Annotated in this window: 20 protein-coding genes; 13 read left to right on the forward strand and 7 right to left on the reverse strand. The window is 68.7% G+C overall.

Annotated elements, in window-relative coordinates:
* The first annotated feature begins 40 nt into the window (after positions 1-40).
* Both RS83_RS11075 and RS83_RS11080 read left to right on the forward strand, forming a co-directional pair.
* The gene (locus RS83_RS11075) at positions 41-388 is read left to right on the forward strand and encodes a DUF485 domain-containing protein (protein ID WP_045279587.1); all 348 of its coding nucleotides are present in this window, start codon (positions 41-43) and stop codon (positions 386-388) included.
* Positions 385-2,022: a cation acetate symporter gene (locus RS83_RS11080; RefSeq protein ID WP_045279588.1), complete on the forward strand. Its 1,638-nt coding sequence runs from the start codon at positions 385-387 to the stop codon at positions 2,020-2,022. Before RS83_RS11075 ends, RS83_RS11080 begins: the two co-directional genes overlap by 4 nt.
* A 76-nt stretch (positions 2,023-2,098) precedes the next feature.
* Here the strand turns inward: RS83_RS11080 and RS83_RS11085 are convergent, their stop codons facing one another.
* Positions 2,099-2,611 carry a methylated-DNA--[protein]-cysteine S-methyltransferase gene (locus RS83_RS11085; RefSeq protein WP_045279589.1) on the reverse strand — a complete coding sequence of 171 codons (513 nt, stop codon included), beginning with the start codon at positions 2,609-2,611 and terminating at the stop codon, positions 2,099-2,101.
* A gap of 240 nt (positions 2,612-2,851) precedes the next feature.
* Here RS83_RS11085 and RS83_RS11090 point away from each other — a divergent pair, with 240 nt between their 5' ends.
* Both RS83_RS11090 and RS83_RS11095 read left to right on the forward strand, forming a co-directional pair.
* The gene (locus tag RS83_RS11090) at positions 2,852-6,520 is read left to right on the forward strand and encodes an ATP-binding protein (RefSeq protein WP_045279838.1); all 3,669 of its coding nucleotides are present in this window, start codon (positions 2,852-2,854) and stop codon (positions 6,518-6,520) included.
* On the forward strand, positions 6,513-6,719 hold the full coding sequence (locus tag RS83_RS11095) for a hypothetical protein (RefSeq protein ID WP_045279590.1): 207 nt from the start codon (positions 6,513-6,515) through the stop codon (positions 6,717-6,719). The genes RS83_RS11090 and RS83_RS11095 overlap by 8 nt, the downstream gene beginning before the upstream one ends.
* Positions 6,720-6,837: 118 nt before the next feature.
* Here RS83_RS11095 and mscL read toward each other — a convergent pair whose 3' ends face one another.
* From mscL to RS83_RS11110, 3 genes are read right to left on the reverse strand one after another with little or no spacing between them, the layout of a single operon-like run.
* The gene (mscL, locus tag RS83_RS11100) at positions 6,838-7,260 is read right to left on the reverse strand and encodes a large conductance mechanosensitive channel protein MscL (RefSeq protein ID WP_045279591.1); all 423 of its coding nucleotides are present in this window, start codon (positions 7,258-7,260) and stop codon (positions 6,838-6,840) included.
* A 23-nt stretch (positions 7,261-7,283) separates the two neighbouring features.
* Entirely contained in the window at positions 7,284-7,556 is a 273-nt protein-coding gene (locus RS83_RS11105) for an FmdB family zinc ribbon protein (protein ID WP_045279592.1), read from the reverse strand.
* A 14-nt stretch (positions 7,557-7,570) separates the two neighbouring features.
* Positions 7,571-8,167: a 5-formyltetrahydrofolate cyclo-ligase gene (locus RS83_RS11110; protein WP_045279593.1), complete on the reverse strand. Its 597-nt coding sequence runs from the start codon at positions 8,165-8,167 to the stop codon at positions 7,571-7,573.
* A 39-nt stretch (positions 8,168-8,206) separates the two neighbouring features.
* Between RS83_RS11110 and galU the strand changes: the two genes are divergently transcribed.
* From galU to RS83_RS11125, 3 genes are all read left to right on the forward strand, one after another.
* Positions 8,207-9,094 carry a UTP--glucose-1-phosphate uridylyltransferase GalU gene (gene galU / locus RS83_RS11115; protein ID WP_045279594.1) on the forward strand — a complete coding sequence of 296 codons (888 nt, stop codon included), beginning with the start codon at positions 8,207-8,209 and terminating at the stop codon, positions 9,092-9,094.
* A 25-nt stretch (positions 9,095-9,119) separates the two neighbouring features.
* Positions 9,120-9,749 (forward strand): GNAT family N-acetyltransferase, encoded by a 630-nt coding sequence (locus tag RS83_RS11120; protein ID WP_197072110.1) that lies wholly within the window; start codon positions 9,120-9,122, stop codon positions 9,747-9,749.
* 103 nt (positions 9,750-9,852) lie between these two features.
* A complete protein-coding gene (locus tag RS83_RS11125) occupies positions 9,853-10,716 on the forward strand; it encodes a hypothetical protein (RefSeq protein ID WP_045279595.1) in 864 nt (287 codons plus the stop codon).
* A 27-nt stretch (positions 10,717-10,743) separates the two neighbouring features.
* On the opposite strand, the gene RS83_RS11130 is transcribed toward RS83_RS11125, so the two are convergent.
* Together RS83_RS11130 and RS83_RS11135 are read right to left on the reverse strand one after the other, a co-directional pair.
* The gene (locus RS83_RS11130) at positions 10,744-11,661 is read right to left on the reverse strand and encodes an arginase family protein (RefSeq protein WP_045279596.1); all 918 of its coding nucleotides are present in this window, start codon (positions 11,659-11,661) and stop codon (positions 10,744-10,746) included.
* 1 nt (position 11,662) lies between these two features.
* Entirely contained in the window at positions 11,663-12,940 is a 1,278-nt protein-coding gene (locus RS83_RS11135) for a DUF445 domain-containing protein (protein ID WP_045279597.1), read from the reverse strand.
* Positions 12,941-13,167: 227 nt separating this feature from the next.
* Between RS83_RS11135 and RS83_RS11140 the strand changes: the two genes are divergently transcribed.
* Positions 13,168-13,440, forward strand: a complete 273-nt coding sequence (locus tag RS83_RS11140) for a metal-sensitive transcriptional regulator (RefSeq protein WP_045279598.1) — start codon at positions 13,168-13,170, stop codon at positions 13,438-13,440.
* A gap of 16 nt (positions 13,441-13,456) precedes the next feature.
* Here the strand turns inward: RS83_RS11140 and RS83_RS11145 are convergent, their stop codons facing one another.
* On the reverse strand, positions 13,457-15,004 hold the full coding sequence (locus tag RS83_RS11145; RefSeq protein WP_045279599.1) for an amino acid permease: 1,548 nt from the start codon (positions 15,002-15,004) through the stop codon (positions 13,457-13,459).
* Positions 15,005-15,160: 156 nt separating this feature from the next.
* On the opposite strand from RS83_RS11145, the gene RS83_RS11150 reads away from it, so the two are divergent.
* The 5 genes from RS83_RS11150 to RS83_RS11170 are packed head-to-tail and all read left to right on the forward strand — an operon-like array spanning position 15,161 to position 20,177.
* Complete coding sequence (locus tag RS83_RS11150) at positions 15,161-16,516, forward strand: glutamine synthetase family protein (RefSeq protein ID WP_197072111.1); 1,356 nt, start codon at positions 15,161-15,163, stop codon at positions 16,514-16,516.
* The gene (locus RS83_RS11155) at positions 16,497-17,249 is read left to right on the forward strand and encodes a gamma-glutamyl-gamma-aminobutyrate hydrolase family protein (protein WP_231587766.1); all 753 of its coding nucleotides are present in this window, start codon (positions 16,497-16,499) and stop codon (positions 17,247-17,249) included. The genes RS83_RS11150 and RS83_RS11155 overlap by 20 nt, the downstream gene beginning before the upstream one ends.
* Positions 17,246-18,607: an aldehyde dehydrogenase family protein gene (locus RS83_RS11160; RefSeq protein ID WP_045279602.1), complete on the forward strand. Its 1,362-nt coding sequence runs from the start codon at positions 17,246-17,248 to the stop codon at positions 18,605-18,607. The genes RS83_RS11155 and RS83_RS11160 overlap by 4 nt, the downstream gene beginning before the upstream one ends.
* A 28-nt stretch (positions 18,608-18,635) precedes the next feature.
* Positions 18,636-19,415, forward strand: coding sequence for a 3-oxoacyl-ACP reductase (locus RS83_RS11165; protein ID WP_045279603.1), 780 nt, complete (start codon positions 18,636-18,638; stop codon positions 19,413-19,415).
* Positions 19,416-19,448: 33 nt separating this feature from the next.
* Positions 19,449-20,177 carry a FadR/GntR family transcriptional regulator gene (locus RS83_RS11170; RefSeq protein WP_045279604.1) on the forward strand — a complete coding sequence of 243 codons (729 nt, stop codon included), beginning with the start codon at positions 19,449-19,451 and terminating at the stop codon, positions 20,175-20,177.
* Positions 20,178-20,204 lie beyond the last annotated feature (27 nt).

Genomic DNA, 20,204 nt, shown 5'->3' on the forward strand with positions numbered 1-20,204 from the left:
CAACGTCGTGCGGGCACCGGACATGAGGCAAGGAGGCCCCATGAGTGACCAGACACCGACCGGTTCGACCGATGACATCGACTACATCGCGGTCGAGCAATCCGCGAGATTCCGAACGTTGAAACGCACGCAGCGATCCTTCATCTTCCCGCTCGCCGCGTTCTTCCTGATCTGGTATTTCGCCTATGTGATCCTCGCCGCCTTCGCGACGGACTTCATGGGCCAGCGCGTCTGGGGAGACATCACCGTCGGCCTGCTCCTCGGCCTCGGCCAGTTCGTCACGACGTTCGCGATCACGATGGCGTACGTGTCGTTCGCGAATCGGAGGATCGATCCGCTCGCCACGGAGATCCGTGAAGAGCTCGAGAAGGCGCAGGGCCAGGCATGAACGGCATCCGCACCGCGACCGACGCGGTCGAGCTCGAGATCAATCCGGTCCTGAACATCTCCATCTTCCTGGCCTTCGTCGCGGTGACGCTCTTCATCGTGATCCGCGCCAGCCGCAACAACAAGACCGCCGCGGACTACTACGCGGCCGGGCGCTCGTTCACCGGCCCGCAGAACGGCTTCGCGATCGCGGGGGACTATCTCTCCGCCGCATCGTTCCTCGGCATCTGCGGTGCGATCGCCATCAACGGCTATGACGGCTTCCTCTACTCGATCGGGTTCCTGGTCGCCTGGCTCGTCGCGTTGCTGCTCGTCGCCGAGCTGATGCGCAACACCGGCAAGTTCACGATGGCCGACGTGCTGTCGTTCCGGCTGAAGCAGCGCCCGGTGCGGATGGCTGCGGCGATCACCACGCTCGCGGTGTGCTTCTTCTATCTGCTTGCGCAGATGGCGGGTGCCGGCGGACTCGTCTCGCTGCTGCTGGGCATCGACGGACGCGTCGGGCAGTCGATCGTGATCGCCGTCGTCGGCGTCCTGATGATCGTGTACGTGCTGATCGGCGGCATGAAGGGCACGACCTGGGTGCAGATCGTGAAGGCCTTCCTGCTCATCGGCGGTGCGCTCGCGATGACGATCTGGGTGCTCGCGATCAACGGGTTCAACCTGAACACATTGCTCGAGGCCGCAGTGGCGAACTCCGACAAGGGCGAGGCGATCCTCGCCCCCGGACTGCAGTACGGCGCCAACCCGTGGGACTTCCTGTCGCTCGGCATGGCGCTCGTGCTCGGGACGGCGGGTCTTCCGCACGTGCTCATGCGCTTCTACACCGTGCCGACCGCGAAAGAGGCCCGGCGTTCCGTCGTCTGGGCGATCTGGCTGATCGGCGGCTTCTACCTGCTGACGCTCGTGCTCGGCTATGGGGCCGGCGCGCTCGTGGGTGCTGACGTGATCGCTGCGGCTCCCGGCGGTGTCAACTCGGCGGCGCCGCTGCTCGCGCTCGAACTCGGCGGACCAGTGCTCCTCGGGTTCATCTCGGCGGTGGCCTTCGCCACGATCCTCGCGGTCGTCGCCGGTCTGACGATCACGGCGGCCGCATCGTTCGCACACGACATCTACGCGAACGTGATCCAGAAGGGGAGGAAGGATGCCTCTGGAACGCCGGTCGAGCCGGATCCGAACGGCGAGGTGCGAGTCGCTCGTCGCACGGTGATCGTGATCGGCATCCTGGCGATCATCGGCGGCATCGGCGCGCAGGGGCAGAACATCGCGTTCCTGGTCGCGCTGGCCTTCGCCGTCGCGGCATCCGCGAATCTGCCGACGATCCTGTACTCGCTGTTCTGGCGCCGGTTCACCACCCGTGGCGCCGTGTGGAGCATGTACGGCGGTCTCGGCTCCGCGATCATCCTGATCATCCTGTCGCCGGTCTTCTCGGGCACGCCGACCTCGATGATCCCGGGGATCGACATCGCCGTCTGGCCGATGAACAATCCGGGGATCGTGTCGATCCCGCTCGGGTTCATCCTCGGCTGGCTCGGCACGATCACCAGCACCCGGAAGGAGTCGCCGCTGCTCGCAGCCGAGATGGAGGTCCGTTCGCTCACCGGCTTCGGCGCCGAGAAGGCGACGGAGCACTGACCGCTCGGCATCCGATCATCGTGAAGCACGTGGACCCGGCGGCCTACTCGCCGGGTCCACGTCGTCTCTGGTGGCGTCAGCGGGACTCGAGGTCGAGGAGGAACCGCTTGCGCTCGGGATAGGCGCCGTAGTGCCCTGGTGAGCCGTCGGCCCTCACGACGCGATGCACAGGGACGATGATCGAGAACGGCGTGAGCCGGCACGCTGTGCCTACGGCGCGGGCGGCGCCGGGGTTGCCGGAGACCAGAGCCACCTCGCCGTAGCTCATGGTCTCGCCCCAGCTGATCGTGAGGATCGTCTGCAGCGCCTTCAGCGGAAAGCCGGTCACCAGGCGCCAATCGAACCGCAGGTGCTCGTCGAAACGCACCGGGTCACCGTCGAAGTAGGCCTCGAGGAGCGCCGTCAGCTCGTCGGCGGCGCCAGGGTCCGGTTCGGGCACAGCGCCGAGCTGTCTGGCTGTGCTCTCGAGGAGCCAGGGCACGGATGGGTCTTCGGATTCGGACAGGTCGAAGCGCACGATGCCCTCATCGGAGAACACCGCCAGTGCGTCTCCGAACGGTGTCGGAGCGAAGTCGTAGCGGAAGGTCATGGCACCATCTTGTCCGCCAGAGCGGACCACACGGCGACGAACAGCCCGCCCGCGCCACCCGTGGGGGAGAACGTCCCTGACGTCATCGGTCGTGCAGAGCGGGTACTCGGGGCTGTTCCGGGGCAGAAATACGGTGAAACTCGCCAGGGATGCCGGGGGACGAGCTGTTGCGCGCCTAGTGTGTGAAGTGTGTGGCGACGGGAAGACAGGTCTGCGGATGACGCGGTGGCGGATGCCGCGATGACGCTCGGCGACCTGCACGAGACCGGGACGGGCGTCGATGTGTCGCACGCCGCGGAAGCCGAACGCACGAGGTTGCGCGCCGAAGCGGCCGATCTCGGCGGCGCTTCGCCGCTCGTGAACTTCCGTGACAGCCCGGAATCCGGCATCGACATCTCCAAGGCGCACCCCGGCAGCCTCCCGCAGTTCATCACCGGCAAGTCGACGCTCCTGTCGAATCTCTTCCGGGACGAGGTCGGCCTCCGCACCGCGCGGATGGCAGCAGAGCGAATCACCGCCAAGCACACCGAGCTCCGCACCGTGCGCGGCATCGAGGCCGTGCACCTCACCGTCGGCGTCGCGCGCTGGCGCATCGGCGGGGTCGGCTTCGCCGCCCCTGTGCTGCTGCGTCCGCTCGCCATCCGTCGGCACCACTCCGACTTCGAGTTGAAGCTGCAGGGCGTCTTCGACGTCAACCCCGAGCTCGTCCGCATCGCGCGCGAGCACTTCGGCATCACGATCGATGCGGCGGCGCTCGCCGCCCTGGCCTACGACGGCGGCATCTTCAAGCCCCAGCCGGTGATCGACAGCCTCCGAGCCACCGCACGCTCGATCGACACGTTCTCCGTCGAGCCTCGGCTCGTGGTCTCGACCTTCGCCGATGTCGGCGGGGCCATGGTGCGCGACGGCAGAAGCCTCGACCACCAGGTGCTGAACGCGCTGGCCGGCCATGTGGGCGACCGTGAGCAGGTCTCAGCGCCTCGCGCGGCTCCGCACCACACGGGGCCGGACGACCGCGCCCCGGCATCCGACAACCTGCTCCTCGATGCGGATGCCGAGCAGGAGGCCGTGCTCGCGCGGATCGCTGCGGGCCATTCCCTCACGGTGGCCACGCTCCCGGGCACCGGTGGCACCCAGACCGTGATCAACGCGGTCGGCGAGCTCGTCCGGGCTGGCAAGCGCGTGCTCGTGGTGTCGGCCCGCCGTTCCACGCTCGACGGCGTCCGTCACCGGCTCGCGGGGATCGGGCTGGACAGCCTCGCGATCTCGCCGGCCAGCGTGCGGCGCGACCTCGTGCGGGCGATTGGCCGCAACGAGAAGGCCACCGCGCCGAAGGTGAGCGACGTCGACGACGCGCTCGTTCGTCTGCGGACCGTGCTCCGCGATTACCGCCAGGCACTCACGGTGCCCGTCGCTGGAACCGATGCCTCGGTGCTCGACGCCACGCGGCACCTGACCCGTCTCGCGTCGCTGCCGGTTCCGCCGTCGACCACCGCACGCCTCGGCACCGATGCCCTCCGCCGCCTCGCGGGCGACCGATCGGCGGCGGCGGCCTCGCTCGCGCATGCCGCACGGCTCGGCGAATTCCGTTTCGGGCCGGATGACTCGCCCTGGTACGGCGTGACGTTCTCGAGCACCGAGGCGGCGCGAGCCGCGAACGAACTCGCCGGTCGACTGCACTCCGACAGCGTGCCGGCACTGCTCGAACGCGGCTACGAGCTGATCGCCCAGACCCGCATGCGCCCCTTCTCGACGATCGACGAGCTGGGGGAGTACCTCCGTCTGCTCCAGGGCATCCGCGACACACTCGATCGGTTCAGCCCGACGGTGTTCGAGCGTCCGCTCGGCGAGCTGATCCAGGCGCACGGCTCTCGTCGCGATGCGCCGGGTCTCTCCGGGGCGAACCGCCGCCGGCTCCGCCGCCTGGCCAAGGAGTACGTGCGTCCAGGGGTGCACGTGACCGAGATGCACGAGGCGCTGTTGCGCATCCAGGCGCAGCGCACGCAGTGGCAGCGCTGCGTCGAGGCCGGAGTCGCGCCGGAGGTACCGCTCGGACTCGCCGACGTCGCCGTCGCCTGGCAACGTGCTGAAGCCGAGCTGGCAGAGCTCGACGCCGCACTCGGTCGACGTGAGCCGCTCGCGTCCCTCCCCGTTGCGCGACTCGTGCGCACACTCGCCGGTCTGGCTGCGAAGTCGGATGTCTTCGAGAACCTGGTCGAGCGCGCGCAGCTGCGCGATCGGCTGGCGCTGCTCGGGCTCGAGCCGCTGCTCGCCGAGCTCTCGGTCCGTCATGTGTCCGAGAGTCGAGTCGGCGAGGAGCTCGAGTTCGCGTGGTGGCAGTCCCTGCTCGAACGCGCACTGCAGGACAATCGGGCGCTGCTCGGTGCGAACACCGCAGTGGTGGATCGACTCGAGCGCGATTTCCGACTGGTCGACGAGGCGCACGCCGCGATGGCCGGTCCGCTGCTCGCCTGGCAGCTGGCGAATCAGTGGAAGATCGCGATCGTCGACGAGCCGCAGCAGTCGCAGCATCTGCGTCGAGCGCTGACGCAGCCGACCTCGACGACCGCTGAGATCGTCAGCGCTGCGCCGACTCTCGTCAGCGTGCTCGCTCCGGTCTGGATCTCTTCGCCGTACCTCGTGCCCGAGATCCCCGAATCCGTCGAGTTCGACACCGTCATCCTGGTCGACGCCGCAGCCGTGAACCTCGCGGAGACGGCGCCGGCGATCCGCCGTGCTCGGCAGGTCGTCGCCTTCGGCGATCCCGTGACGCAGCGTCCGACGCCGTTCCACATCGCCGTCGATCCCAGCGACCAGTGGGAGGCCGAGGTCCCGTTCGATGACACCTCGGTGTTCGAGCGTCTCTCCGAGCTGCTCCCGGTGATGACGCTGACCCGCAGCTATCGTGCCGGCGGCGAAGACCTCGCCGAGCTCATCAACGACGCGTTCTACGGCGGGGAGATCGTGTCCCTCCCGTGGGCCGGCTCGTACCTCGGTCGCGGCAGTCTGACGGTCGACTACGTCGAGGGCGGCACCGGCGCGCCCGATCCGATCTCCGGCGCGGTCGAGAGCCCGGATGCCGAGGTCGCTCGCGTCGTGACCCTCGTCGTCGAGCACGCGGTGCACCGCCCCTCCGAGTCGCTCATGGTCGTCACCGCCAGCACCCGCCACGCCGAGCGTGTACGCGCTGCCGTCACCACGGCGTTCGCCGGCCGATCGGACGTCGCCGACTTCGTCGGCCGCGACACGGCTGAACCCTTCGCGGTCCTCACGCTCGAGGAGTCGGTCGCTGAGAGCCGCGACCGGGTCATCTTCTCGCTCGGCTTCGGCCTCACCAAGCACGGCCGCGTGCTCAGCGACTTCGGTGACCTGTCGACGCCCGATGGGGAGCGGCTGCTCACGGTCGGCATGACGCGAGCTCGACGCTCCATGGTCATCGTGTCGTCGATCCGCCCGTCCTCCTTCGACGACGGGCGACTCGAGCACGGTGCAGCCACCCTGATGTCGATCCTCGGCGGTCTCGCCACGCGCAGCCGCGATGCTCGTCTCGAAGACCTCGCTGATCCGCTCACCCTGGCGCTCGCGCGCGAGCTGCGCCGTCTCGGGGCGTCCGTCGATGTCGATTACCGCGGACGCCTGCCGCTCGTCGCCCAGCACAAGGGCAAGGCCGTCGTGATCGAGTCTGATCCCGAGTCGCGAGGAGAGTCGCTCCGCGAGACGCTGCGGCTGCGTCCGCATGTGCTGCGTCGCCTCGGATGGCACTACGTGCGGGTGCACGCCTTCGACCTGTACAGCGACCCGGTCACCGTGGCGACCAGGATCGCATCGGTGCTCGGCATCGCCGAGTCAGCGCCGCGCGCCGACAACGACACGCAGCCGATCGACATCGTCGACAACGGCGATGTCTGATCCCTCGGAGCCCGAGTCGAAGCGCCAGCACGTCGAGCGGGTGCCCGGTTCTCGTCGGGCGAGGCTCACACCGGTGCCCGGCACCGACCCTGACCCCGAATCCGGCGGCGTTGCATCGGCGACCGAGAAGACTCGCCCTCGCGGCCGGAAGGGCCCGAACGACGATCGCCTGATCCAGGACATCCCGCCGCACTACTGACGTCCCTCGCGACCCGAGGTGGATGCAGGCACCAGGCGGATGCAGCGAAAGAAGCGGATGCAGCGAAGAGGCGCACGCCCCGACCCGGGACGTGCGCCTCTTCGCTGCAAGCTGGTGCTCAGCTGCGCTGGTTGCGCGCGAGCAGGTCGCGGATCTCGACCAGCAGCTCCGCCTCGGTGGCGGCTGCCGGCTCCTCCTGCGGCTCCTCGGCCGGGGTTCCCTTGCGGGCTTCGACGTGCGCCTTGAAGGTGTTCATCGGCAGGACGAACACGAAGTAGACGACCAGGGCGACCGCGAGGAAGCTGATGATCGCCGAGATCAGGTCGCCGATCGGGAATGTGACCTCGTTGCCGTAGATGTTCGTGACCTTCGGACCGAACTTCCCGGTCGCATCCGCCTCGAAGACCAGCGACACCAGCGGCGTGATGATGCTGGCGACCACCGAATTCACGATCGCGGTGAACGCGGTTCCGATGACGACGGCGACCGCGAGGTCGATGACGTTTCCGCGGAGGATGAAGTCCTTGAATCCTTTGAGCATGGGAACCTCCGTGTGTCTGGACCTCAGGAAGAGGTCGAGCTCGACGCAGCAGCCGGTTTGGCGCTCGTCGTCGATCCCGAGTTCGATGATGCCGAAGCATCCGTCGATCCGCCAGATTTGGCGCGCGAGTCCGTGCGATAGAAGCCGGACCCGTTGAAGGTCACGCCGATCGATCCGTACTGCTTGCGCAGCGCGCCGCCGCATTCGGGGCAGACCGTGAGCGCGTCGTCGGCGAAGCTCTGCACGGCGTCGAACGTGTGTCCGCACGATGTGCAGGCATAGGCATAGGTGGGCATGGCGTCCTCGGGGTTCAGCGTCGCGGGTGCGACAGGATCAGCGTCTGCGACGGGGTCACGACGCCGTTGACCGGCTGATCGTGCACCTCCCGTGGCAGGGAGTCGAGTATCTCGGAATCATAGATGACCGCGTAGACCGGCGGGCACTTCTCCATCGAACCGATGGTCTTGTCGAAGTAGCCGCGGCCCCAGCCCATCCGCATGCCGGTCCGGTCGACGGCGGCGGCTGGAACGATCATGAGGTCGACGTCGTTCACGGCGATGGGCCCGAGCACCTCGCCGGTCGGCTCGGGAAGCCCGAACAGCCCTTCGGCGATCTCGTCGTCGTCGGTCGCGACGGCCCAGTCGAGCAGCCCGTCGGCGCGGGTGATCGGCAGCAGCACGCGAATGCCGCGCTGCACGGCCCTGGTCACGAAGTCGCGCGTGCCCGGTTCGTTCATCGTCGACAGGAAGCACGAGATGGAATGGGCGCCGAGGGAGTCGACCAGCGCATCGAGTCGCTCGCCGATCGCCAGTGCCGCTGACTCGCGCTGCGCCTCGGAGAGCAGGGAGCGGCGTTCGCGCAGATCGGCGCGGAGGGCACGCTTCTCGTGCTCGGCGTCATTCGGCATACCTCCGAGTCTACGTGCGCTCACCACTAGGCTGGGGGGATGGGTAACCAGAAGATCAAGGCCGTCATTCCTGCCGCTGGATTGGGAACGCGCTTCCTGCCTGCGACGAAGGCGATGCCGAAGGAGATGCTACCGGTGGTCGACAAGCCGGCCATCCAGTACGTGGTCGAAGAGGCGGCGGATGCCGGCATCGAAGACATCCTCGTCATCATCGGCCGCAACAAGAACGCGATCTCCAACCACTTCGACTCCGTGCCGGAGCTCGAGGTGAAGCTGACGGAGAAGGGCGACATGGGCCGCCTCGAGCGCGTCATGAAGTCGAGCGACCTCGCCGACATCCACTTCGTCCGGCAGGGAGAGCCCAAGGGCCTCGGTCACGCAGTGCTGCGTGCGCGCACCCACGTCGGAGACAGCTCGTTCGCCGTGCTGCTCGGCGACGACCTGATCGACGAGCGCGACCCGCTGCTCACGCACATGATCGCGGAGCACGAGCGCACCGGCTCGGCCGTGATCGCGCTCATGGAGGTCGACCCCGCGAACATCCACATGTACGGCGCGGCCGCCGTCGAGCAGCTCGAGGGCTCCGAGTCGGTCAAGGTGACCGGGCTCGTCGAGAAGCCGGCACAGGAAGATGCGCCGTCGAACCTCGCGATCATCGGGCGCTATGTGCTCCCGGCCTCGATCTTCGAGATCCTGGAGCGCACCGAGCCAGGCAAGGGCGGCGAGATCCAGCTGACCGATGCACTGCAGGAGCTCGCATCCGCTGAAGGCGGCCCCGGCGTGATCGGCGTCGTCTTCCGGGGGCGTCGCTACGACACGGGCGACCGCGTCGACTACATCAAGGCGATCGTGCAGCTGGCCTCGGACCGCGACGACCTCGGCCCAGAATTGCGTCCCTGGCTGAAGGAGTTCGCAGCCCGCCTCTAGGCGACTGCGGGCGTCGGAGCGCACGATGGATCTCACGGCGGGGATCAGGCACGGCGCGGTCGAGTTGCGACTCGTGCGCAGCAAGGATGCACGGCAGCTGCAGCAGGAGCTGCTGTCGAACCGTTCCTGGCTGCAGCCGTGGGAGGCGACGGTGCCGTACGGCAGCGTCTCCTTCGACATGCGCCTGAGCATCCGCCGACTGCTGCAGCAGTACCGTGACGGCGGCGGCTACCCCTTCGTGATGGAGTACAACGGCGAGATCGCCGGGCAGCTCAACGTCTGGGGCGTCGCGCGCGGTTCGCTCTGCTCGGCGACGATCGGGTACTGGGTCAGCGAGCGCTTCGCGGGTCGGGGGATCACTCCGACAGCCGTGGCGCTGGCGACGGACGCATGCTTCACGGAGTACGGGCTGCACCGGATGGAGATCTGCATCCGGCCGGAGAACGCTGCAAGCATCCGGGTGGTCCAGAAGCTCGGCTTCCGTTACGAGGGACTCCGTCGGCGGTACATCCACATCGACGGGGACTGGCGCGACCACTACGCGTTCGCGCTGACGAAGGAAGACGTACCGCAGGGTGTGCTCGCCCGGTGGCTGAACGGACAGGTGCCGTCTGCGGTCTCCGATGTGCCGCCGTCCGACCGTCTGACCCTCTGAGAGCAGCCGATCCGAGCCGATCGTGCCCGATCCGCGACGAACTCGCCGCGACACGCGCGCGACTGCGCGGCCGTGCAGTCACTGTGCCCGTACCGTTATCGATATGGACGGGCCGGTGCTGAGTGGAGGAGTGATCGTGCTCGTCGCCGTGCTCCTCTGGATGCTCTACCTGCTGCCTTCGTGGCGCGGCCGCTTCCAGTACAACGCCGCTGAACGCAACGCGGTCCGCCTCAATCAGGCACTGCGGGTGCTCGCCGAGACGAGCGAGACTCCCGGTGAAGTGCGCTTCGAGCTCAACGCCCGCACCGCCCTCGCCCAGCAGAAGCTCGCGAAGCGCGTGCAGGCCGAACGTGAGGCCGCAGAACTGGCGGCGCTGCGCAACGAGCTCGCGGCCGCCAGCGCCGATCCGGTGCTCCGCCAGGCACGCGCGCGCCGACGGGTGCGGGTGACGGCCACGTCACTGCTGTTGCTCGGCGTCGTGGTCGCGGGTCTCGGCGTGTGGCAGCTGCTCGCCGCAGGTTCTGCATTCTGGGTCGTCACCGGTGGAGCACTCGTCGTGATCGCCGGGGTCGCCCTGCAGCGGATGGCCGTGGTCGCATCGCGGTCTGCTCGTCGTCCTGTCACCGTCGCCGCGCCGGCGCAGGAGCGCGTCGCACCCGAGCTGCACGATCAGGGGAAGGCGACGTGGACTCCTCGTCCGCTGCCAGAGCCCCTCGTGACGGTCGCCGGATCGCGCGCGCAGACCGCTCGCGCCGAGATCGACGCGCAGGAGGAACGCCGCAAGGCGCTCCGCATCGCCGCCCTGCGCGAGCGCGCGGAGCAGATGGCGGCAGCGACGGCTCCCGTGGAGCTTCCTGCGGCATCACCGGCCGCAGCGTCCTCGCCCTACGCGCGGATGGGCTTCGTGGACGATGCCGAGATCGAAGCGCACGTCCGCGATCTGCTGACGCGTCGCGCAGCCGGCTGAGCCCGGGTCGACCATCCGCAGCACCCGCTAGTGACGTGCTGCCAGCCCAGCGAGCAGATCCAGCACGCACAGCGCGGCGAGCCGCACGGTGCGGGCGTCATCGGCATCCGCCGTCGCATCGACCTCGGCGAGATCCGCGCTCACGACGCGCCCATCGGATGCGACGGCGCGGCTGAGCGCACGCAGCTCCCAGGCCTGGAGGCCGCCGGGCACGCTCGCCGGGCAGCCGGGGGCGACGGAGCGATCGCAGACGTCGACATCGATGTCGACGTGCACGCGAGGATCAGCGCCGGCGCCGGCGATCTCGACTGCCTCGGCGACGACATCGTCGATGCCGCGACGGCGGAGCTCGTCGAGCGTGATCACGCGGATGCCCCAGTCCGCCGCGCGCTGTGCGTACGCGGCCGAGTTGGCGAAGTCCGCGATGCCGATCTGCACGATCCTGGCCGGGTCGATGCGAGCGGTCTCGAGGTCGGCGGCAGCGGGGCCGTCCTCCACCAGGCGTCGCACCGGGGTGCCGTTGGAGATGCCGTCCCGCAGGTCGAAGTGCGCGTCGAACGTGATCAGGCCGGTCGCCCGTGCGCCGAGTGCCACCGGGTAGGTGAGCGAGTTGTCGCCGCCGAGGGCGATCACGAGCTCCGCCGCGTTGCTCAGCTCGCGGACCCGCTCGATCACGGTCGCCTCGCCGGCGTCGCCATCCGGCTCCGACACGTCGCCGGCATCCGAGATCCGCAGGGCCTCGTTCAGGTCGACGATCGGGGGACCCATCAGCGTCGCACCGTACCGGGGGAGCGCCTCGCGGATCGCGGCCGGGGTCGCGTGGGCGCCGGTCGGCGAGAGGGAGGTGCGCCAGGTCGGGACGCCCAGCAGCACGGCATCGGCTGCGCCGTCGAACTCGGGCCAGGAACCGGCGCGCGGCCAGAGGGGATCGTGCGAGAGGGCCATGTCAGACTCCAGGGATCAGCAGGTGGGCGATCGTGAAGATCGCGAGCCCGGCGAGGGCTCCGACGAACGTGCCGTTCAGGCGGATGTACTGCAGGTCGCGGCCGACCATGAGCTCGATCTTCTCGGTGGTCTCGGCGGGGTCCCAACGCTCGACCGTGTCGGTGATGATCGACGCGATGTCGTGACGGTAGCGATCGACCAGGAACACCGCTGCGTCCGATACCCAGGTGTCGACGCGGTGCTGCAGTGCGGCATCCGTCGTGAGACGCTCGCCGACCTCCTGCAGAGCCTGCACGGCCCGCCGCCGCAGGCCGCTCTCCGGATCGGCGAGGGCCGTGAGCAGGCCGTTCTTGGCGGTGTTCCAGGCCTCGGCCGCGAGGGCGCCGACGCGAGGGCTGTCGAACAGCGAGGACTTGGCGTTCTCGAGCTTGGCCCTGGTGTCCGGGTCGTTCTGCAGGTTGTCGGCGAGGCGGGCGAGGTAGCCGTCCACTGCGAGACGAGCCGGATGCTGCGGGTCGGCCTGCACTGCGGCGACGAACTTCACGGCCTCGTGGTAGACGGTGTCATCGACGAACCGATGTGCGAGGCGCGGCACCCAGGACGGCAGGCGGCGGGACACCAGGCCGGTGAACGACTCCGCGTTCGCCTCGAGCCACCGCGCGATCGACTCGGCCGCGAGATCGACGGCGCCGTGGTGGGCGTCGGCCTCGACGATCTTCTCCAGCCACGCGCCGGCCGGAGGCCCCCACTCGGGTGACACCAGATGTTCGCGGGCGAGGTCGGTGATGAGGTCGCGCACGTCGTCGTCGCTGAGCGCATTGAGCACGGCGGTCGCGATCGTCGCCCCTTCGGCACCGACCCGCTCGGCGTGCTTCGCCTCGCGCAGCCACTCGCCGCCGCGCAGCGCGATCTTTGTGCTCGAGAGCTTGGTGCGCACGACGTCGGCTGCCAGGAAGTTCGTCTCGACGAACTCACCGAGTGTGCGGCCGATCTCGTCCTTGCGGCTCGGGATGATCGCGGTGTGCGGGATCGGGAGTCCGAGCGGACGGCGGAACAGCGCGGTGACGGCGAACCAATCGGCAAGCGCTCCGACCATGCCGCCCTCGGCAGCAGCACGCACGTAGCTGAGCCAGGGCAGCCGCTCCTGCAGCGTGAACGCGATGACGAACGCGACGGCCATGAACAGGAGCGCGCCGAGCGCGACCGCCTTCATGCGGCGCAGCGCGCGCAGTCGTTCCTGATCGGCGGGAGACAGCAGAGCCATCGGCGTTCGCGGCATGACGCCATCCTCGCACGGAGGCTGCGGACGGGCCCTTCGACAGGCTCAGGGACCCAACCTGTGGCTCAGGGACCCAACCTGTGGCTCAGGGACCCAACCTGTGGCTCAGGGACCCAAGCTGTCGCGCAGGGACCCAAGCTGTTGCTCAGGGACCCAAGCTGTCGCTCGGGGACCCAAGCTGTGGTGCAGGGAGCCGGCGTGGGCGCGACGCGGAGTAGCCTCGTACCGTGATCGAAGACATCAAGAAGCGCGCGCTGCACCGCACCAGCATCCTCGAGGGTCAGATGCGCGGTGTCGCGCGGATGATCGAGAACGAGGAGTACTGCATGGACATCATCACGCAGTCCCGCGCGATCCAGCGCTCGCTCGAGTCGCTGAACCGGCTGCTGCTCGAGAACCATCTGCGCACGCACGTCACCCACATGTTCGAGCAGGGTGGCGAGGAGCGCGAGCAGGCTGTCGACGAACTGCTCAAGGCGTTCGACTTCGACAAGAAGTAGCCCGCGCTCCCCGCACTCAGCGTCCGCCGTCGAACACCTCGCCCTCCATGGCGTCGTACCCCTCGGCCTGCGGGTCGCCGTGCGTTCCGCCGGAGAGCGCGTACTCCTCCTCGGGGGAGAGCACGAGGCGGTGGCGGAAGAACAGCGCGAACCCGAGCAGGATGACGACGTAGACGATCGCGATCGCGATGATCGCCGGTCCGAATGTCGGGTTCAGCAGGAAGCCGACGAAGATCAGCGCAGCGATCACCAGCGCGACGACGGCGCCGGGAACGCCCCAGGGGCTGCGGTACGGCCGGTCGACGTTCGGGTACTTCCGACGCAGGATCATGAACGAGATCAGCTGGAGACCGTACGCGAGCACGGCGCCCCAGACCGCGATGTTGAGCACGATCGCACCGGCGACGGATCCGGCGCCCTCTGCGTCGACGGCGGCGAGCACATCGAGCACGATGAGGGCGACGAAGCCGATCGCCGCGCCGACGACGAGCGCGACCCACGGGGTCTGCCGCTTGCCGGTGAGCGAGAGGAATCGCGGGTAGTACCCTGCGCGGGAGAGCGAGTACATGTTGCGGCCGTAGGCGAACATGATGCCCTGCAGCGAGGCGAGCAGACCGATCAGGGCGAACAGCGCGAGCACTGCCGCGAGCTGGTCGCCGACGATCGCTCGGAAGCCGTCGAGCAGCGGCTCGCCGGCAGTGCCCGTGGCTTCGGCGCCGATCACGCCCGTGTTCAGGAACAGCACGAGGAGGCCGGTCACGATGAGCGTGCCGCGTGCCCAGAAGCCGGCCTTCGGGATATCGCGGGTCGGGTTGTGCGACTCCTCCGCCGCGAGCGGCAGCTCCTCGATGCCGAGGAAGAACCACATCGCGAAGGGGAGTGCGAACAGGATCGGGAGCACGCCATGCGGCAGGAACTCGGTCTGTCCCTCGTCGGGCACGATGTTCCAGAGGGCGTCCCAGCTGAACGCGCCGGAGAAGAGCGCCATCAGCGAGAAGACGACGATGATGCCGATCGAGATGATCGAGACGACGATCGCGAAGCGGAACGAGATTGCCGCACCCGCGGAGTTCAGCGCGATGAAGACGATGTACAGGATCAGATACCAGATCCAGCCAGGCAGCTCGAGTCCGAGCAGTTCGCTGGTGATGCCGTTCGCATACGACGCGGAGAAGTAGACGATGACCGCCGTGGTGGCGACGTACTCGATCGTCTCGGCTGCGCCAGTGACCAGGCCGCCCCAGGGTCCCATCGCCGACCTCGCGAAGGAGTAGGCGCCACCGGTGTGCGGCATCATCGCGGCCATCTCGCCGATCGCGAAGATCATGCCGTAGTACATGGCGACCAGGATCACGAACGCGATCAGCATCCCGCCGAAGCCGGCGAAGTCGATGCCGAAGTTCCAGCCCGAGAAGTCGCCGGAGATCACGGCGGCGACCGCGAGACCCCACAGACCCCACACGCCGGCGGACCGCTTGAGCGTCCGCTTGTCGAAGTAGTCACTACCGGCGCGTGTATAGGTCGCGCCGGCGACCTTCCGGGCACCGCTGTTCTGTTCAGACATCCGCTCTCCGTTCACACGAACACAGGCGCCGGGTGCACCTTGCGGATGATTGTGGCAGTCAATGGTGGTTTCGTCTACCTTTAGACCGCACAGTGATCTACTCTGATGGCGAAGCCGGTCGGTCGATCGCTTCGCCACGACGACGGGAGCGAGAAGATGTCGGGAAACCTGAGCATCGAGCAGCTGGATGCCGGCATCGCCGCCGGTGAGATCGACACGGTGATCGTGGCCTTCGCGGATGCGCAGGGACGGCTGGTGGGAAAGCGGGTCTCCGCCCGGCTGTTCCAGGAGGACATCCTGCAGCACGGCGCCGAGGCCTGCGACTACCTGTTGTCGGTCGATGTCGACATGAACACGGTCGACGGCTACGCGATGTCGGGCTGGAACCGCGGCTACGGCGACATGGTGCTGCGTCCTGATGTCGTCACGCTCCGCCGGATGCCCTGGCTCGTCGGCACCGTGCTGATCATGGCCGATCTGGTCTGGCAGAACGGCGAGCCGGTCGGGCCATCGCCCAGGGCGATCCTCGACCGTCAGCGTGATCGCCTGGCCGAGCGTGGCTGGACGGCGTTCTCCGGTACCGAGCTCGAGTTCATCGTGTTCGAGAACACCTATCGCGACGCGTGGGCGCGCAAGTACGAAGGACTGACGCCGGCGACCGACTACAACGTCGACTACAACCTGATGGCCTCCACGCGGATGGAACCGTTGCTGCGGGACATCCGGCTGGGGATGGACGGCGCAGGCATGTACTGCGAGGGCGTGAAGGGCGAGTGCAACCTCGGCCAGCAGGAGATCGCGTTCCGCTACGCCGAGGTGCGGGAGACCGCCGATCAGCACGCGATCTACAAGAACGGCGCGAAGGAGATCGCGGCCCAGCACGGACAGTCGCTCACGTTCATGGCGAAGTTCAACGAGCGCGAGGGCAACAGCTGCCACATCCACCTCTCGCTGCGTGCGGACGACGGCACCCCGGTGATGGCCGGCGATGGCGAGCACGGCTTCAGCCCCGTGATGGAGCATTGGATCGCCGGCATCCTGGCGACGCTCCGCGAGTTCACGCTGCTCTACGCGCCGAACATCAACTCCTACAAGCGCTTCGCGAAGGGCAGTTTCGCGCCGACCGGCGTGGCCTGGGGCATCGACAACCGCACCTGCGCCCTCCGAGTGATCGGCAGCGGCTCGGGCCTCCGGGTGGAGAACCGGGTGCCGGGCGGCGACGTGAACCCTTACCTCGGCATCTCGGCGATCATCGCCGGTGGTCTGTACGGGATCGAGAACGAGCTGCCCCTGCCGGAGCGCTTCGAGGGCAACGCGTACGAGGCCGGCGTTGACCACCTCCCGACCACCCTCCGCGAGGCGGCGCAGCTGTTCAGCGAATCGCGGATCGCGCGTGAGGCGTTCGGCGACGACGTCGTCGACCACTACCTGAACCAGGCGCGCATCGAGCTCGAGGCCTACGATGCCGCCGTCACCGACTGGGAGCGCGTCCGTGGTTTCGAGCGGCTCTGAGCGGATGCCGCTGATCGGCGTCACCACGTATCTCGAACGCGCGCAGCAGGGGGTCTGGGACGTCAGGGCCGCCTTCCTGCCGGAGCAGTACCTGACCGGCGTCACGTCGGCCGGCGGGATCGCGCTGTTGCTGCCTCCGCAGGACGAGGCAGGAGCGGATGCCGCGATCGCCCGTCTCGACGGCCTCATCCTCTCCGGCGGTGCCGACGTCGCGCCCGAGCTGTACGGTGCGGAGCGGCATCCGCTCACCGACCCGCCGCGGGCCGATCGCGACGCATGGGAGCTCGCACTGTTCCGCGCTGCAGAGCGACGCCGGATGCCGGTGCTCGCGATCTGCCGCGGACTCCAGCTCGTCAATGTCGCACGCGGAGGCACGCTGCAGCAGCATCTGCCCGAGTCGCTCGGCACCGAGCGCTACCGGATCGGCGGCGGGATCTTCGCCGAGACCGAGGTCGCCATCGACGGCGGCACTGCGCTGGGCAGTGTGCTCGATGACGACTGGGTGCACGTCCGCAGCTACCACCACCAGGGCATCGATCGCCTCGGCGAAGGACTCACGCCGGCGGCGCACTCGGATGACGGCCTCGTGCAGGCCGTGGTCGACACGGCACACGGACATCTGGTCGGCATCCAATGGCACCCCGAGGAGGATGCCGAGGACCGACGCCTCTTCGAGGATCTCGTCACACAGGCTCGTGCGTTCGCCGCACAGGAGAAAGCAGGTACGCGATGAGCGCGTTCACCGTGATCAACCCGTCGACCGGCGCGCCCGTCCGCGAGGTGGAGCGTGCAGGGATCGCCGAGACGGATGCCGCGATCGCGAGGGCTGTCACGGCGCAACGCCGCTGGGCGGCACTCGCCCCGGTGGCGCGAGCAGACGCGCTGCGCTCGTTCGCTCGGGCAGTGGAGGGCGCGGTCGAGGAACTCGCACAGCTCGAGGTGCAGAACTCCGGGCATCCGATCGGATCCGCTCGCTGGGAGGCAGCGCACGTGGCGCAGGTGCTGAACTACTACTCGGCCGACCCGGAGCGGCTCTCCGGCCGTCAGATCCCGGTCTCCGGCGGGCTCGACGTCACGTTCCACGACCCGTACGGCGTCGTCGGCGTGATCGTGCCATGGAACTTCCCGATGACGATCGCAGCCTGGGCGTTCGCGCCGGCGCTCGCCGCGGGCAACGCCGTGGTGCTCAAGCCGGCCGAACTCACCCCGCTCACCGCGATCCGGCTCGGCGAGCTCGCGGTCGAATCCGGACTGCCCGTCGGCCTCTTCGAGGTGGTCACCGGATCCGGCTCGGTCGTCGGACAACGGCTCGTCGAGCACCCCGATGTGCGCAAGGTCGTGTTCACCGGGTCCACCGAGGTCGGCATCGAGGTCGCGGCGGGCTGCGCCAGCGCACTGAAGCCGGTGACGCTGGAACTCGGCGGGAAGAGCGCCAACATCGTGTTCGAGGATGCCGACCTCGAACGTGCCGCGGCTGCCGTTCCCGGCTCGGTGTTCGACAATGCCGGGCAGGACTGCTGCGCCCGCAGCCGGCTCCTCGTGCAGCGCTCCGTCTACGACCGCTTCCTCGAACTGCTCGAGCCTGCTGTGGCCTCATGGCGCGTGGGCGATCCCGGCAGTACCGACACGGATATGGGCCCGCTCATCTCGGCCCGTCACCGAGACACGGTCGCCGAGTTCCTCGACGGCACGGACATCGCTTTCCGCGGGTCGGCGCCGGATGGCGACGGCTTCTGGTTCGCACCGGCAGTGGTGCTGGCCGACCCCGCCGATCGGATCGCGCAGCAGGAGGTCTTCGGGCCGGTCGTCGCCGTGATGCCCTTCGACGACGAGGCAGACGCCATCCGGCTCGCGAACGACACGATCTACGGGCTCGCCGGCTCGCTCTGGACCGAGAACCTCGGCAGAGCAGTGCGGGTGGCACGCGGCGTGCGCAGCGGCGTGCTGTCGGTGAACTCGCACGCCTCCGTCCGCTATGCCACTCCCTTCGGCGGCATGAAGGCCTCCGGTCTCGGGCGCGAACTCGGTCCTGACGCCGCCGAGCACTTCACCGAGACGAAGAACGTCTTCTTCGCGACCGACTCCCACTGACCCTGCACCGACCCATCCGGAGGAATCCATGAGCATCGATCTGACCCGGCGACTCCACGAGCGAGTCGCGATCATCACCGGCGGGGCCAGCGGCATCGGCTTCGCGACTGCGCAGCGGTTCGCCGCCGAGGGTGCGTTCGTCGTCATCGCCGACGTCGACCCCACCACCGGCGAAGCGGCCGCAGCGGAGGTGGGCGGCGTGTTCCGCCCGGTCGACGTGGCGGACGAGGAGAAGGTGAACGCGCTGTTCGACGGCGTCGCGGCGGAGTTCGACCGCATCGACATCGCCTTCAACAACGCAGGCATCTCGCCCGCCGACGACGACTCGATCGAGACCACCGAGCTGCCGGCGTGGGACCGCGTGCAGGATGTGAACCTCAAGAGCGTGTACCTGTGCAGCCGCGCAGCCCTCCGGCACATGGTGCCTGCCGGTCGCGGATCCATCATCAACACGGCGTCGTTCGTCGCGCTGCTCGGCTCGGCGACCTCGCAGATCAGCTACACCGCCTCGAAGGGTGGGGTGCTGGCGATGTCACGGGAACTCGGCGTGCAGTTCGCACGTCAGGGCGTGCGCGTGAACGCCCTCTGCCCTGGGCCGGTCAACACGCCGCTGCTGCAGGAGCTGTTCGCTAAGGACCCGGAGCGCGCGCAGCGTCGACTGGTGCACGTGCCGATGGGGCGCTTCGCCGAGCCGTCGGAGCTCGCGGCGGCTGTCGCGTTCCTCGCCTCGGACGACTCCTCGTTCATCACCGCGAGCGCTTTCGTCGTGGACGGCGGCATCACCAACGCCTACGTCACGCCGCTGTGAGAGCGCCTCACCTCACTGTGACAGGCTGATCGGATGAGCGAGCACGGGGCGGACGGCGATCTGGTCGAGGTCCGTCGCGCCGTGTACCGCCCGCTCCGGCGTGGCAACGCGCTCGAGGACACGGTCGCCAGACTCGTGCAGACCATTCGCCTCGGGGTCGTGGCGCCGGGCGAGTCGCTGCCGCCGGAACGCGAACTCGCGACATCGTTCGGCGTGAGCCGTGACACCGTGCGAGAGGCGATCCGCGAGCTGGCCGATGCCGGATACCTGCTGGCCAGGCGGGGCCGCTACGGCGGCACGTTCGTGGCGGATCCGCTGCCGCAGCCGACCGGCGCCGCCGGCGCGACGACGGCGGAGCTCGACGACGTCCTCGGGCTGAGGCGCGTGTTGGAGACCGGTGCAGCGCGTGCGGCTGCGGGGCGATCGCTGGATGCTCCGGCTCGCGCCGACCTGTGGGCGCGGCATGAAGCGGCGCTGCCGGCCGGGCCGGACGAGTACCGACGCCTCGACACGCTGCTGCACCTCGCGATCGCCGAGGCCGCCGGCATCCCGTCGCTGGTCGCCCTCGTGGCCGAGAACCGGGCAGACGTGAATGCCTGGCTCGACACCTTCCCGCTGATGCCGCGCAACATCCAGCACTCCGGCGAGCAGCACGAGCGCATCGTCTCGGCGATCCTGGCCGGCCGCCCCGACGCCGCCGAGGTCGCCATGCGCGATCACCTCGCCGGATCGGAAGCGCTGCTGCGCGGCTTCCTGGTCTGAGGGTTCGGCAGCCAGGCCCGTCGGAGA

Origin of the sequence: Microbacterium oxydans, from assembly GCF_000956525.1 — a bacterium.
Taxonomy (GTDB): domain Bacteria; phylum Actinomycetota; class Actinomycetes; order Actinomycetales; family Microbacteriaceae; genus Microbacterium; species Microbacterium oxydans_A.

What these genes read in the sequence shown, in the direction of transcription:
- RS83_RS11110 (WP_045279593.1), bottom strand. Translation starts at nt 8,167, where the DNA reads ATGCCGAATGACGCCGAGCACGAGAAGCGTGCCCTCCGCGCCGATCTG.
- RS83_RS11080 (WP_045279588.1), top strand. Translation starts at nt 385, where the DNA reads ATGAACGGCATCCGCACCGCGACCGACGCGGTCGAGCTCGAGATCAAT.
- RS83_RS11075 (WP_045279587.1), top strand. Translation starts at nt 41, where the DNA reads ATGAGTGACCAGACACCGACCGGTTCGACCGATGACATCGACTACATC.
- RS83_RS11130 (WP_045279596.1), bottom strand. Translation starts at nt 11,661, where the DNA reads ATGGCCCTCTCGCACGATCCCCTCTGGCCGCGCGCCGGTTCCTGGCCC.
- RS83_RS11170 (WP_045279604.1), top strand. Translation starts at nt 19,449, where the DNA reads ATGAGCGAGCACGGGGCGGACGGCGATCTGGTCGAGGTCCGTCGCGCC.
- RS83_RS11125 (WP_045279595.1), top strand. Translation starts at nt 9,853, where the DNA reads ATGGACGGGCCGGTGCTGAGTGGAGGAGTGATCGTGCTCGTCGCCGTG.
- RS83_RS11105 (WP_045279592.1), bottom strand. Translation starts at nt 7,556, where the DNA reads ATGCCCACCTATGCCTATGCCTGCACATCGTGCGGACACACGTTCGAC.
- galU (WP_045279594.1), top strand. Translation starts at nt 8,207, where the DNA reads ATGGGTAACCAGAAGATCAAGGCCGTCATTCCTGCCGCTGGATTGGGA.
- RS83_RS11085 (WP_045279589.1), bottom strand. Translation starts at nt 2,611, where the DNA reads ATGACCTTCCGCTACGACTTCGCTCCGACACCGTTCGGAGACGCACTG.
- RS83_RS11120 (WP_197072110.1), top strand. Translation starts at nt 9,120, where the DNA reads ATGGATCTCACGGCGGGGATCAGGCACGGCGCGGTCGAGTTGCGACTC.
- RS83_RS11165 (WP_045279603.1), top strand. Translation starts at nt 18,636, where the DNA reads ATGAGCATCGATCTGACCCGGCGACTCCACGAGCGAGTCGCGATCATC.
- RS83_RS11095 (WP_045279590.1), top strand. Translation starts at nt 6,513, where the DNA reads ATGTCTGATCCCTCGGAGCCCGAGTCGAAGCGCCAGCACGTCGAGCGG.
- RS83_RS11150 (WP_197072111.1), top strand. Translation starts at nt 15,161, where the DNA reads ATGTCGGGAAACCTGAGCATCGAGCAGCTGGATGCCGGCATCGCCGCC.
- RS83_RS11145 (WP_045279599.1), bottom strand. Translation starts at nt 15,004, where the DNA reads ATGTCTGAACAGAACAGCGGTGCCCGGAAGGTCGCCGGCGCGACCTAT.
- RS83_RS11090 (WP_045279838.1), top strand. Translation starts at nt 2,852, where the DNA reads ATGACGCTCGGCGACCTGCACGAGACCGGGACGGGCGTCGATGTGTCG.
- mscL (WP_045279591.1), bottom strand. Translation starts at nt 7,260, where the DNA reads ATGCTCAAAGGATTCAAGGACTTCATCCTCCGCGGAAACGTCATCGAC.
- RS83_RS11160 (WP_045279602.1), top strand. Translation starts at nt 17,246, where the DNA reads ATGAGCGCGTTCACCGTGATCAACCCGTCGACCGGCGCGCCCGTCCGC.
- RS83_RS11135 (WP_045279597.1), bottom strand. Translation starts at nt 12,940, where the DNA reads ATGCCGCGAACGCCGATGGCTCTGCTGTCTCCCGCCGATCAGGAACGA.